The sequence below is a fragment of the Paenibacillus xylanilyticus genome, from assembly GCF_047246825.1.
GTDB lineage: Bacteria > Bacillota > Bacilli > Paenibacillales > Paenibacillaceae > Paenibacillus > Paenibacillus xylanilyticus_B.
Genome location: NZ_JBFOLB010000002.1, coordinates 606,081 through 620,596 on the forward strand (window position 1 = coordinate 606,081; position 14,516 = coordinate 620,596).

Here is a 14,516-nt window from a genome sequence, read left to right on the forward strand (position 1 = left end):
GGTTGAACCTGTATCTGTGAGGTATCTCACTCCAGTTCAGAAGAGCATAAAAATATAATTACTAGTTCCGCTATGAAATTAAGTCAACTGAAGAAGAGCGATTAATGTAGTGAAAGTCACTCCATCATTCCATACCTTAGGATGAAAGGCATATCGCGTTTTACAGGCTTTCCAACACCACGCGGGAGCCGCCCCCGGCTTCGTTTGCAGGAATCACGACAAGCTTGCGTGGCAGACGAGCCCGCAGCTCCGGCACGTGGCTGATCACTCCAACAGCGAGACGGTCATCATGCAATTTCTCCAGCGATGTAATTACGGTATCCAGCAGTTCAGGGTCCAGCGTTCCAAACCCTTCATCCAGGAAGAAAAATTGCAGTGGATACTGGCCACGCAGTTGAATCTGGGCAGACAAGGCCAATGCCAGGGACAAGGAGGTCAAAAATGTTTCGCCGCCTGACAAGGTGGATACCGGACGTTTAACCCCACCGTTTGCATCATCACAGATAACAAATCCCCCGCCCGAGTCCACTTCGAGCGAATACCGCTGTTTGGTCAAAAATCGCAAGCGCTGTGAGGCAGCCTGGCTCACCTGCATGAGTTGTTCTTCAGCAATATACTCTACAAAAGCATTTCCCCTGAAGGCAGCCTGAAGTTTGCTGAGCAGCTCCCCTTGATGACTTACTTCTACCCGTTTATTCTCCAGTTCGGTCCAGCGAACATGACGCTGCTGAACGTCCTCCAGATCCCGTTCTGCACGAGCCTTGGCACTTAGTGCCGCTTCATCCTCGGCGCGTCTCAACTTCAGACGTTCCGTACAGGCTACCCACTGCTCTTCGGACACTTCTGCTCCACCGAGCTTCTGCTCAAGTTCACACAGCTGTGATGCCAGTTCACGTTCGCGTTCACGATGATGCTGAATGTGTGCTGCCAAACGCTCAGCCTCGTCCGAAGGAATGGCCGCTTCCAGAACGTCTCGTTCAGAGTCAAATGGAGATTGAACCAGCAATTGCTGCCAGCGTGCAATTGCCTGTTCCAGATGTTCCGCCGCTGATGCCAAGGCCTGCCCAGCCATAACGTCTTTTTTGGCGGACTCCTGTTTCAGGGCGTCCGCTTCTTTGAAACGCTGGGCCGAGTCGGCAGCTGCTTGCCGTAATCCGTCCAGATGGGACTGGGCAGTGGCTATCAAATCCTCCACTCGTTGCTCGCCGACCCACTGGCGCAGTCGTTCTTCCTTTTCAGCCAGCTGTTTGTTGTTCCCCTGCCACTCGGTCTGCCACTGGATCAGCTGTTTGTCCAGTTCAACAAGTTTCTGGTGAAGGGACTGCACCAACTGCTCCTTCTCTTCCAGGAAGGTGACACTTTTGTTCAGCCGTTCCTTAATGTCTTCAGCACGTGCATCGCGTTCCTGCATCGCCTGATGAAGGGCGACAGCCTCCTCCTGGGCGATGCCCGGCAGTTCGGCGGCCCAGCGGCCTTGCAGTGCAGCGGCAGCCGCCTCACTCTCGGCCAGCTTGCGTTCCGCCTGGACGAGCCCGGTACGGCCGGCCTCCTGCGCGGCAGCCGCTTCCATGCGGCGCTGCTGCGCACCCACAGCCGCCTGCTGCAGCGCAGCGGCTTCCGCTTGCACTTGCGCTGCAGCGTCAGCCAGCGCCCGCGCGGCTTCGCGCAGTGCGGTGGCACGCGCTGCCCAGTCCGCCGGGGTTCGCCCGTGTGCGGGCGAACCGGCGGGCTCTTGCTCCGCTGCCGCAGGCGCGGCCTCGGCTGCGGCCGGAGCTTCGCCGGCCGCAGCGCCAAGCTGCGTCAGCAAGCTGCGACGTTCGTGCAGCTGCTGGCGCAGCCCGAAGCGCAGCTCCTGCAGCTCCGCCTGCAGGCTGCGCAGCAGTTCCAGGTCCGCATCGCCTGCGTGCGGACCTTCTCCCGGCGGCGCAGCCGGGAGGGGGTGGTGTGCGGAGCCGCACACCGGGCATGGCTCGCCGTCACGCAGCTCGGCGCGCAAGGCGGAGGATAGCCGGTGCAGCTCCTGCTCGCGCATCGAGCCGCGCAACTGCTCCTCCGCCCCGGCCAGCAGGCTCTGTTCGCGGCCGATGTCCTGCTCACAGGCCAGCAGGGCCTCAAGACCCGCTGACGCCTGTTCGACCAGAAGCTGACGCCGTTCATTCAGGCGGCTCTCTTCGCCGGCCGCCGTCTGGAGCTTCTCGGCTGCCAAATTCGCAGACTGCTTGTAGGTTTCCATTTCAGCCTGATTCTGTCGCAGCTGTTCTGCTGCCGTATCCAGTCGATGCCGAAGCTCCAGTGCAGCTTGCAGCTGTCTTCGCTCTTCAGCCTTGACTTCATTCGGCTTTAGACTTTCCTGCAATTCTTCTCGGCGTTTGCGTCCACGCTGCTGCAGTTCTTTTTCCTTCTCCAGCTGCTGGCCAAGGGCAGCCTGCTCAGCCTGCCCCTGCTCCAGGAGCCGTTTCAGGCGGGCACCGTCCTCTTGCAGACCGTCCCGTTCCCGCTGCAGCTCTTTGGCCTGTTCCAACTGTTCCAGCCGGAGCAATAGTCTCGGTTCACCCTCAGCCATTTGCTTACGTGCCATTTCAGCCTTCTCTGCTTCAAGGACAGATAACCGTTCGTGTTCCACAGCTTGTTCATGGGCAGTCACAGCAGCAGTTTGTCGCAGCTTCTGCTCTGTTACAGCATCCCGCATCGTCTGAAGTGCAGGCAATATGGCCTCTGCTGCAACAGCCTGTTTCAACCGTTGTTCACCTGTTTCGATCTGCGGTTCCAGGATTTTGAGCTTTTGCTGTTCTTCCAGACGCTTCTGGCGCTCATGACTCAATTCACGTATTTTCCCCAGCTGCTCAGCTTCCTTCGTTGCTTCATCCAGAATCTTCCGGGAAAGTTCTGCATTCTTTACAGCCTCTTGGAGAAGACGTCCGGTTTCTTCCAACGTTTCCTTGCTCGCATTGCCAAGACCCTGCTGCTCTGCCAGGAGAGCTTGATGAACCATATCGTTATCTTTCACTCGCCGGCTCAGCTTAATGGCAAGTTGATCTCCGTACTTTTCCAAATGGAACAGACGTTGCAGCATCTGGCGTCGTTCACTGCCTTTCAGGGACAGAAACTCGGCGAATTTACCCTGCGGCAGCACTACAGCTCGCGTAAAATCATCCATTTTAAGCCCAATCACTTCTTCAACGCAGCGGTTAACATCGGCCAGCTTATCAGCAAGCACCTGTTCCTCTCCGTTTACAGTCTCAATGAATTTGCTGATCGTATTGCTTACAGATATTTCATTGTTACGTTTAAAACGCCGTTCCACCCGAAATCTCCGTGTTCCTTCAGCCGATGACAGTTCGAAGGTAAAAGCCACCGAGAGCGCATCCTCAGCGTGATTCATGATGCCCTGCGTCCCGTTAACCGCCCGTTCCACCTTGCCGTACATTGCAAGGGTAATGGCATCCAGCAGGGAAGATTTCCCGCTCCCCGTTGGACCGAAGATGCCGAACAATCCGGTTTCCGTCAGCACCGTAAAATCAACTTCCTGTGCCTCCCGGTAGCTCTGCAGACCGGCCACTTTTAATAAAATCGGCTTCATCTTCCTTCAACCTCCTCACGCACGCCCGGTTCGTCCTCATCCACGAGTTCCAGAAACAGCTGCACCAGACTGTCTTCCGGCTGTGCCCCGCCTGTCTGACGCTGGTAGAACTTGCGAAACAATTCGTGCACGGGCAGCTCGGAACGCTGTTCCAGCAATCCTGCTGCGGCCATCTCCGGATAAACCGGTCGGATATGAATGATGCCGTCATGCGACTTGCGCAGCTGCTGGATCTCTTTCAGTGACATGGCATCGTCCAACCATACTTCCATATCGATAAAAGATTGGGCATCTCGCCCCTCTTCCAGCCAGCGATATACCTCGGCCAGTCCTCCGCGTGCCTTCCAACGTACAAGTGGACGTCCACAGGTTAACAGAACTTCTTCCACATTTGCAGTCCCGCCTGGCGCCAGATCCACCATCGTAACGGATTTGCTCTGTCCCGCTTCCGAGAAGCTGTAAGCTAGTGGCGATCCACTGTACCGGATCACACCGTCCCCCTTTACAGCCTGGGCCCGATGAAGATGTCCAAGCGCTGTATATTGCGCACCGATTGATAACGAGGATGGATCCACCGTATAGGCACCACCCACCTGAATGGGGCGCTCCGAATCACTTTCCACCCCGCCCAGCACGTAAATGTGACTCATCGCCAGATTGACCGTATCCGGACGGAATGAGCTCGCCAGCCGCTGCATCAACATTCCTACCCGGCGGCTGTATGCCTGACGGAGCACATTTTCATCCCCATCGGTTGTGAGAAGTTCATTCAGTCGTGCCTCCGATGGATAGGGCAAGGCTGCAATCCGGGCAGTCTCGCCCGTTCGCTGTGCATGAATGGTCACTGCCTCTGCCGTTGGCATGCCTACCAGAGTAATGCCCTGTCTGTTTACAAGTGGCGTTACAGAAGCTACCCGTTCCGGCTGATCATGATTGCCTGCGATGACTACCAGCGGTCTTCCGCCCTCGGTGAGCCGGGCAGCCGCTTCATAAAACAGCTGTTCTGCCGATGCAGGCGGATTGACAGAATCATATACGTCACCAGCCATTAACACTGCGTCCGCTTGCTGTTCATCCGCCAGTTTGACGAGTTCATCGACGAAATCCTCCTGTTCACGCAGCCTGCTTCGTCCTTCCAGCGTTTTCCCCAAATGCCAGTCACCTGTGTGCAAAATACGCATGTTCCGTTCATCCCCTCTCCCCTGCAAGACCTCTATATTAGATCTCTGCTGTCTCCAAACTTTTGTGAATCATTTCTCTCTACGGCTAAACATCCGGAACAAAAGGGGACACCATCGCTTCTTCAGAATCGATTCCGTCCCCTTCATGTCATCCGTTCTAAATCAAACACCTTACATAAACCCTAACCCTGACCTATTTCTTTAAAGCTCTACAGCATGTCCGCCATCAAAGAAGTACAGCCACTTCCGATCTACCTTACGTCCCAAAATATCTTCAATCGCCCGGCCATAGAGTTCCAGCTGAAAGCGATAGTTACTCGTCAATACTTTTAAACCTCCGCGATGTTCAAGCACCCGATCGGTTTTGTAATCCAGCAGCGTGAGCTCGCCTTCCACCTCATACAGGCAATCAATGATCCCTTGTACAAGGACCGTTTCGTTATCCAAAGATGCCTGGAGTCCACTGCCTTCATCCAGCATTTGCATCCCTGAATTTGATGACAGATTACGGAGCCACTCGGCTGGAGAATGATCTGCTGGCAGTCCATAGATGAACGGAATCTCCCGTTTCACCCAGTCTGCACGCAACAGGTCAGTTCCTGGTGCCGCATGGAAAAATTGCGCCACATGTGCAGGTTCAATCACTTCTGCCTGATGAGGCAGCAAAATCTGAAGTGTGACCAGTCTTGCCAGTGTCTCTTCAATCACCGCGGCATCCACATTCGCTCCGTCCAATGGCAAGTGCTGCATCAGCGTGTGGTACACTGTACCTCGCTCAGCCCCCGTCAATTGTTTCTCTTCCATAAACTTCGGACGACGCAAATGCAACTTAAAGGACGTTTCTCTAGCTTTATCCGTTGAATCATTAAAGACTTCACTAATTTTATCTTCTGGCTGCGGATCTTCAAGAACGACAGCATGATCCATTTGTCTTTCAAGCTCTTCCATCACCTGAAGAGGCTGATGGTCCTGTATGGCAAGCACTGCCTTCAATTCCGAAACAGACGTGCTTGCAGCGATCCGAGTAGCCGCTTCATATGGGTATGTCCATGACAGTCGCTGATCAACCTTTTGGACCCATTGCTTTTCCAGTGAGACTTGATCGATATCCATGCCTTCTTGTGACGTTCCATCTTGAGTACTCTCATCCATCTCGTTAATGTGGATTGTAGAAGGGAGTAGATTTACCGGCTTCGCTGCTTGCAGTGCACTCATGCGCTCTTGACGAATCTCCGTCATCCCGTCTTCGTCACCATGTTTCAAATCCACAAAGATCTCCTTGGATACCCAATCGGCAGAAATGACGGATATGCTCCAGCGTGATTTGTCCTCCATCAGGCAAGCAGCATATGAATCATGCACACCAGCCAGTTCACGCAATGAAGAAGCTGCCGGATGGCGAATCAAAGCAGGTCCGATCCAGTCGAGATAACTCCTTCCTGCCGCGAGCAGGTAATCAGGCAAAATCTGTTCGGAACTGTCTTTTATCTGCGACCAGGCCGCTGCTTTTTTGGCAGCATCTTTTACCGTCCCAACCAGAATCATTTTCTCCTTGGGCCGGGTGAGGGCCACATAGAGCACCCGCATCTCTTCCGCCAGCAATTCAAACTGGGCGCGGCGGCGAATGGCCAGATTGGCCAGTGTGGGGTAAGCCACCCGGTTCTCCCGATCCACAAACCTTGGACCGAATCCAAGCTCCTTATGCATCAGAAATGGTGCATTCAGGTCTTGTTGGTTGAACATCTTGGAGATGCCTGCCACAAATACAACCGGAAATTCCAACCCCTTACTCCGGTGAATCGTCATAATTCGTACCGCATTATCCTGTTCACCTGATCCCGCCACCGTTCCCAAATCTCCGCCATTCTCACGCAATCTGGAGACGTAGGTCAAAAAGCGGAACAAGCCCCGGTTCGCCGTCGCTTCTTCATATTGACGTGCACGGTCATACAGAGCTTTCAGATTGCTTTGACGCTGCATTCCTCCCGGAAGACCACCAACCCAGTCCAAATAGCCCGTTTCCCTGTATATACGCCAGATGAGTTCACTCAGACTGCCTTGGCGTGCCTCGAGCCTCCATTGCTCCAGCTGGCGCATAAAACGAATTAATTTTTGCTTTAATTCCGAGCCTGCATCTTCCGGAAGCTCTTCACCCACTTTATATTCATCGTTTTTTGTTTCTCTGTCGCCAGATTTCGGTTCCGGCACCTGGGCCTCTGCCGAAACAGCTGCCTCTCGCTCCGCCTGCTGAATCTCTGACCATGCTTCCGGCCATTGCATCTGGATTGCGGATGAGTCATGATCACGCACTTGTTCGGCCTCAATAGCAGATACAACAGCGTCATAGAAAGACTGCCTTTTATCTCCCAGACGGATTTGTGCCAGATCCTCTTCATCCAGACCAACCATTGGTGAACGAAGCACTGAAGCAAGCGGAATGTCCTGTCTCGGATTATCCACAATCTGAAGCAGGGACAACATGATCTCCACTTCCGTTGCCTGAAAATAACCCTTGCTCTGCTCTCCTCCGGCTGGAATTCCCTGTTGTCTGAATTCCTCAATCATCAGTGGAGCCCACATCAGGGCAGAACGCAGCAGGATGACAATGTCACCGTAACGGGCCGGACGCATTGTTTTTAATGCTTTATCGTACACATTCAGCGCAGGCTGATCCGTATCGCCTACAATCTCCCGGATACGGCGAGCCATGGCCCGGGCCTCCAATTGAGCCGTTTCAAGTTCAACACTTTCCAGTTCAGCTGATGCGAGATGTTCTCCATTTTCATCCACACTTTCGCTCAGATCAGGACCTCCGCCTTGTCGATCGATCAGCATTAATTCCGGCGTATATGCTTCGTTTCCCTCTGTTTCCGGTGGAAACGAAGCCCCATAGGCGAGCTGGGCCCGTTCGTCATAGGCGATTTCGGCCACTCCTTCATTCATGAGCTGACGAAAAAGCATGTTCACGGAATGCACCACCTCTGCACGACTGCGGAAGTTCCGTGCCAGATCAATGCGTCTACCCGTACGCGGTGTACTTTCTTGTCCTCCATCCGCTTGGATGCCGGACTCATATTGACGATACTTGTTCAGAAACAGCCCTGGCTCAGCCAAGCGAAAACGGTAAATACTCTGTTTGACATCTCCTACCATAAAGCGATTGCCCGGATTTTCCCTCGAGATCAACCTGACAATGTCTTCCTGAACGGTATTGGTATCCTGATATTCATCCAGCAGCACTTCATCGAAACGTGCTCTGTATTCCATCGCAGCATCTGACGGCATTGACAGCCCTGGCGTGGAGTCCTTATGACGCAAAATGTGAAGGCAGTAGTGTTCCAGGTCGCTGAAATCAACCTGACCACGTTCCTGTTTGGCCAGCTTGTAACGTTCACCGAACTCACTTACAAGTTTGGACAATTCCTGCATGAGCGGAGCAGCCTGCTCCAGCTCCTGCCAGAACGAAAACGCGCTCCGGCCAAAAAGTGAACCTTTCAGGTCGGTGACTGCTTTTTTCGCTGCTTCCCGAAGCTCCTTCACTTGCTCCTGAAGCGCCGCATCCGTTTGGTCCTTTTTGCAGGGTTTCAGCTTGCCAAAAGCGGCTGGCTGAAATGCTTCAGGCAGTCTCTCCCAAGGCATAACCTCCACTGCTGACAGAAGATCCTCGACCATTGCAAGATCTTCCTTCAGCGTATCTGCATACGGTTTTGGTCCTTCCGGCTGCATGGCAATGCCAATACCTTGACGCAGTAGTCCGGCCGCCCCGCTCAGAGTCAGTGCAGCATCGCGTAAAATGCTCTGTACCCATGCTGAATGACCCAGCGCCTCCACACTTTCAACTTGAAAAGCAGACGCCATTTCCGAGAGCCAGTGATCAGGCCAGGAGTGACTGCGCGAGAAGTCATACAACCGCTGCACAAGCCGGTGCATGGCATCATCGTTCCTTTCCCCACTGAACCAATCCACCAGCTCACGGAATGTACTGCCTTCGCCTTCTTCTCCGTATTTATCTTCAAAAAGCTCTTCCAGAAGTTCCTGACGCAGCATTTCGGCTTCATTCTCGTTCAATATCCGGAAGGCCGGGTTAAGCGGAATTTGCTGATAGTAACGACGGATGACTTCCATACAAAATGAATGGAGAGTTGTTATCGAAGCTCTCCCGAGCAGCGACAACTGCTTGCGCAGATGCTCTTCCTCAGGCTGCTCCTCAAGCGCCTGTTCGAGTGCCTCCCGGATACGCTGTTTCATCTCAGCAGCCGCTGCCTTTGTAAAGGTAGCCACCAGCAATCGATCCACGCTGAAACCACGGGAAGGATCTGCTATTTTGCGAATAATCCGTTCAACCAACACAGCTGTTTTCCCTGAACCTGCTGCAGCGGCAACCAGAATGTCTTCCCCACTCTGGGAGATCGCACTCCACTGGTCATCACTCCAGAAGCTGCCTTCCGGTTTTGGCATATTCGTCACGTCGTATCCCCTCCCTTGTTGTGTGACAGCATGTCCCAGATTTGCTGTTTGCCCGGCTTGGACAACAGATTATATTCATTGCCTTCAATATTTTCATCAAATTGACAAACTGGTTTATACGGACAGAACGTACACGCAACCTCCTGCTGAATGCGATAAGGTTCAATAGCCACATCCCCATCCGTAATCCGGGTCCCGATCTCCTGGATATTACTGCGAACCGATGCAAGCAGTGTATCCCACTGGTCTGGCGTAGCTACAGCAGCACTGCTATAGAAGCTGCCATCAGCCTTGAGTGCGACAGGGATAATTGCCGAGTAGCCTTTATCCAGGGTGTTGTCCATTTGTGCAATGGCATCGCGGTCTGCCAGAAGGAGGCCCTTCATTTTGAATCGTTTCAGCAATTCCTGTCCCGCCTGTTCTGACGTCATGCCGTTCGCTGATTGCAGCAGCGGATTATGCACGTGAAAATACAGCGTTCCTCCAGGCATCGCCGATTCTCCCAGCCACTCTTCGGCCGCACTAAGCAGCACTTCCAGATACGTAAGCATCTGCAGGGACAGTCCATAGTACACTTCGTGCAATTTGAGATCGGTCTGGCTCGATTTGTAGTCAATGACCCGCAGCAGCAGACCATTCTCCCCTTCAGCCACATCAACCCGGTCAATTCGGCCCACAATCTCCATCACACATCCATTCTCAAGTTCGAACCGCAGTGGCGGCAGGGGTTTCCCTGGCCCAAAATCCAGTTCAAGCCCAATGGGTTCAAAACTTCCCCGCCTGGACTGCTCACCCAGAATGATCGAAGCCCGGCTAACAATATCCTTCAGCTTACGGAAAATATAACCGTATCGCTTCGTGCTGAGCAAAATCTCTCCCTGCAGCTGTGGCGCAATCTGCTCCACGGTCTGCTCTGCTTCCTTCCGGCATTGTTCCGGAGAGAGGCTGCCCCAGCTTCGGTTCTCTTCGCGCAGCCGTATAGCCAATTGACTTAGAGCTGCATGGAACAACTGCCCAATATCCGGTGCCTGAAGTCGATATAATTGCCGTTCTTTTAAACGTAATCCATGGGAGGCAAAATGGGAGAACGGACACGCCACAAATCGTTCCATCCGCGAAACACTCGTCCGTACCTCTGTACCATATAATCGGCGACTCGTCGAAGTACGCAATGGTAGAGCCCGATTACGATAAAAAATCGATCCCAACAATCGTTCCAACTGGGGTCTTCGAGCCTCATCGGACAGATGCCAGTTGTAGACCGACCACCAGAGTTCAGGAATCTCCTCACCACGGCGCCATCTACGCAATTGTCCAATCAGAACAGACAGACTCTGCTCCGGATGAATGACATAAGGCCAGTGGGTCTCTTCTGAATCCGTTACCGGTGGCTGGGCAAGCAATGGTGATTCATTCAAACCAAACATTTTGCGTACATGCCTTACAATCTCCGATGGCAGCAGCGTTTTCCCCTCATCGTCAGCCACAGGGTAACTTAGCCACAATTGCCTGCTGGCCGCAGTCAGGGCGGTATATATCAGAAAACGCTCGTCCAGCATTCGTCTTGTTGTTCCCGGTCCAAGGCCCAGGCCCCGTTCGGTCAGCAGCTCCCGTTCCTGCTCGGTTAATACCCCATCCTCCTGCGGTACAGCCGGCAGTTCACCATCCACGGCACCCAGAATAAATACATATTGGATATCCTGCAGCCGCGTCCGATCCATGGAACCGACCAGCACCTGATCCAGCGCCGGCGGAACGAGTCCGAGCTTCAGTTCGGTTAAACCTGTCTCCATCAGACCAGCGAACAAATTGATATCCAGTCGTTCGGCTCCCATCATGTCCACCATCTGGTCCAGCAGATCCAGGACTGCTCCCCACATCTGACGATGTTCCCGCGAACGTTCCGGATCACCCTGCGCTGTTGCTTCAGCAGACATCACTTCCAGCTTCCATGGAATCTCTGCATCTTCCAGCAATCCATACAGGGCAGCACACTGTTCTCTGGCAGTCTTGGCCTTCATCATGCGTTTTTCAAAAACACCCATCGGATCCGTAATGACCGTTCGGCATTTTTCCATCAACGACAGCATTTGTTCACGGCCTCGGCTTCGACCTTCCTGGCCGTTGTCTTCCAGGGACAGACTCGGAACATATTTCCATGGTTTTCCGTCTGTCCAGCGGTATCCGTGGATCCCACAGGCAAGAATATAGTTTTCGAGCTGGTCCATATCTTCACGGGTAATGGAGCCATCACGAGGAAGCAGCAGATCCGTTTTAACACAGCGAAATACATCTTCATAACGCCAGCGACGACGAACGACATCAATTGCAGAACGAATGAATTCGGCGAGCGGGTGATGAAGCTCACTTCTTCTGCGATCCAGGAAGACTGGCACGTCATAGTCTCTGAACAATGGTTCAGCGATATCGGCATAGGCATCCAACTGACGAACGAGCACCGCCATGTCACGGTAACGCACACCTTCATCCTGAGCTAATCTGCGCATTTCCCGCAGGGCCCCTTCCATCTCTGCCCTGCGGTTTTCAGCTGCGTACATTTTGATGCCAGCATCACGGCCATCGCTTCTCCAACGAATTCGGCGGTCGAATCCTGATTCCAGATGGGCAAGACCCGGACTTTCCTCATATCTTGGTAAAACATCCGGCTCAAGCACTGACGTCTCGCTCCCAACGCCCAGATCATCCGCCATACCTTTGAGCCGCGCGTAAGCACTCGCGGTTGGATGGAAGAGATCCAGTTCACTGGGCAGTGCCCCATGATCATACGGTCGATCCAGGGTCAGTGTAATGGTTACGGAAGAAGCCTGAAGCATCAACCGTCCAATCACACTCATTTCCTGCGGGGTAAACCCCTGAAAACCATCGATCCATATCTGAGCATCCTGAAGAAGCGCACTTTCTGACAAACGATCATTCAATTCTGTCAGCGTGTCTTCATCATCGATGTAGAGTTCCGTTAGTTCCTGTTCATAGTCACGATATATAAGAAGCAGATCATGTAACTTATCCCCCAAAATTGGTGCCGAAGAAGATGAACTCCATGTAGAAAGCCCTACTTCCAATGAACCGGGATCAAGTTCATATCGCTTAAATTCGCTATATAAATCATTCAAATGCCCGATAAATCCCAACTGGTTGCCAGAGGCACCAAAAAGCTTCAACTCTTCCTTGCGCCGCTGAAGCACTTTATAGAGCAGCATCTTTTTCCCCTCGGCTCCGATTGGAATACGTGCAGAACCACCAGCTTCCTGCATAACACGATAGGCCAATCGGCGAAAACCCAGCACTTCGGCGCGCATGGTACCTTTGATCGCACCCGAAGAAACCAAGGCCTGCTCAGAACGAAACGAACTCTGCTCCGGAACCAGCCAAATGAGAGGTTTACCTTGGGGTTCCTGTTGAAGCTGAGACGTAATTTCCCGGGTAATCAGCGTCGTCTTCCCGCTGCCTGCCCGGCCAATAATAAAGCGTACGGACATGTTTAATCCTCCAAACCGTCACGAACAAGATTTTAATTCTCAGTATAACATATCTGACCTGGTTCGGAACATACGTTTGCCACAATCCGGTAAAGCCAAGATGATCTCCTGTAACAAGAAAAAGCCCACAGCTTATAACCGTGGACTTGTTTCGTGATGTAATCTAATAAACCAGGAGGAATCAGTTTGTTTTGCTGCGCACTTCAAAAATGGCAAATTTCAAGTAATGGCCCTCATCAACACCCAGAATTTGCGGGTGATCCTTACCTGCAGCTTTCCATTCGATCAAACGCAGCACTTTGCCTGCATCTTCGGCTGCATCCGCAATCGTTTCCAGGAAGAGATCAGGGCGCATATGGTACGAACAGCTTGCCGTTACCAAATATCCACCCTCATTAACAAGCTTCATGCCATGCAGGTTAATATCCTTGTAGCCACGGCATGCTCCTTTAACTGCGGATTTCGTTTTGGCAAAGGCAGGTGGGTCAAGGATGACCACATCAAATGTTTTACCGCCGCCGGCTGCAAGCGCTTTGGAGGTATCCACTTTCTGTTCAGCTGCCCGTGCGCGTACGGAGCGATCATCTATTCCTTTGACCTGTTCACGTAAGTATTGGAATGCATCAGCGACAACAAACTCTACCCGATCTGTGAAGCCGTTTAATTCTACATTGGTGCGGGCACTTTCAATAGCATGCTCTGAAATATCAAGGCATGTCACTTTTTTGGCCCCATATTTACAAGCGTTCAATGTGAAGCTGCCTGTGTGTGAAAAACATTCCAGTACTGTAGCGCCGTCCCAGTACGGGAAGGTCACCACTTTACCGCTTTTATTCACGGGTAACAGCTGCTCACTTCCATCTTGTTCCACGTGCTGCATGGTGATTCCGCTTTTGTAACCCCAGCCCTTCATGAGAGGTTCAATCGCTGCCCGATTCTCACGCTGGTCGAAGAAATAACCCGTTTTCTGACCTTCTACGATATCCACTTTAATGAGTAATCCATTTTCGGTTACCGTCACATGGCGTGGACAGTCCCCATACAGCGGTCCTTTCGTCTGCTCCAAACCTTCCAACTCACGAATAGGCACGTCACTGCGCTCATAGATCCCCTCCGGCTGCATCACTTCGATCAGAGCCTGTACGATGGCTTCACGGCAGCGGTCCATTCCCAGCGTAAGCAGCTGCACAACGAGAATACTGCCAAAACGATCAACGATCAGACCCGGCAGAAAATCAGCTTCGCCATAAACCAGACGATAGGCCTCACCATCCCGAATAAAGCGTTCCCGGTGACGCAAGCAGTCACTGAAACGAGCAGCGAAAAAAGCCGTGTCCATTTGTTCAAACTCCAGCGGTTGATAGGAGACGACTCTCACTGTAATTTGTGATGCCGGGTTGTAGTACCCCGTTGCCAGATAGCGGCCTTGATGATTCAGTACATTGACCAGATCTCCCGGTTCCGGGTTCCCGTCAACTGAGGCAATTTCGTTGTTATATATCCATGGATGTGCATGTTCAAGCCGCTTTTTGCGACTGCGTTCCAGTGTAACCGATGGCAAGGTAAATCCACTTCCTTTGTTGTTAGTTAGTTGAAAAGATAGGTTTAGTGCAAAGGGAGACGCTACGGGGTCGGCTTGGTCTTCCGATCGCTGTTATCCCCAGATTTTTTTTCGATCCCCTTTTCTCTAAGGGAAAATCCGGGGATAAAGGCGAACGCTTCGCTTCTTCAGATCCAATTCCGTCCCCTCCGCTCCGTTTGCACGAATCACCGTATCGTTTGAATTGT

General features: G+C 52.6%; 5 protein-coding genes. All 5 read right to left on the bottom strand.

Annotated elements, in window-relative coordinates; genetic code table 11:
- Window positions 1-160 precede the first annotated feature (160 nt).
- The gene (locus AB3N00_RS17450; RefSeq protein ID WP_413035704.1) at window positions 161-3,580 is read right to left on the bottom strand and encodes an AAA family ATPase; all 3,420 of its coding nucleotides are present in this window, start codon (window positions 3,578-3,580) and stop codon (window positions 161-163) included.
- Entirely contained in the window at window positions 3,577-4,761 is a 1,185-nt protein-coding gene (locus AB3N00_RS17455; RefSeq protein WP_413035705.1) for an exonuclease SbcCD subunit D, read from the bottom strand. The genes AB3N00_RS17450 and AB3N00_RS17455 overlap by 4 nt, the downstream gene beginning before the upstream one ends.
- Window positions 4,762-4,962: 201 nt before the next feature.
- A complete protein-coding gene (addA, locus tag AB3N00_RS17460) occupies window positions 4,963-9,219 on the bottom strand; it encodes a helicase-exonuclease AddAB subunit AddA (protein WP_413036066.1) in 4,257 nt (1,418 codons plus the stop codon).
- A gap of 5 nt (window positions 9,220-9,224) precedes the next feature.
- Complete coding sequence (addB, locus tag AB3N00_RS17465; RefSeq protein WP_413035706.1) at window positions 9,225-12,728, bottom strand: helicase-exonuclease AddAB subunit AddB; 3,504 nt, start codon at window positions 12,726-12,728, stop codon at window positions 9,225-9,227.
- Between the two features lie 181 nt (window positions 12,729-12,909).
- On the bottom strand, window positions 12,910-14,289 hold the full coding sequence (locus tag AB3N00_RS17470) for a class I SAM-dependent rRNA methyltransferase (protein WP_413035707.1): 1,380 nt from the start codon (window positions 14,287-14,289) through the stop codon (window positions 12,910-12,912).
- Window positions 14,290-14,516: the final 227 nt, after the last annotated feature.

What these genes read in the sequence shown, in the direction of transcription:
- addB (WP_413035706.1), bottom strand. Translation starts at nt 12,728, where the DNA reads ATGTCCGTACGCTTTATTATTGGCCGGGCAGGCAGCGGGAAGACGACG.
- AB3N00_RS17450 (WP_413035704.1), bottom strand. Translation starts at nt 3,580, where the DNA reads ATGAAGCCGATTTTATTAAAAGTGGCCGGTCTGCAGAGCTACCGGGAG.
- AB3N00_RS17455 (WP_413035705.1), bottom strand. Translation starts at nt 4,761, where the DNA reads ATGCGTATTTTGCACACAGGTGACTGGCATTTGGGGAAAACGCTGGAA.
- addA (WP_413036066.1), bottom strand. Translation starts at nt 9,219, where the DNA reads ATGCCAAAACCGGAAGGCAGCTTCTGGAGTGATGACCAGTGGAGTGCG.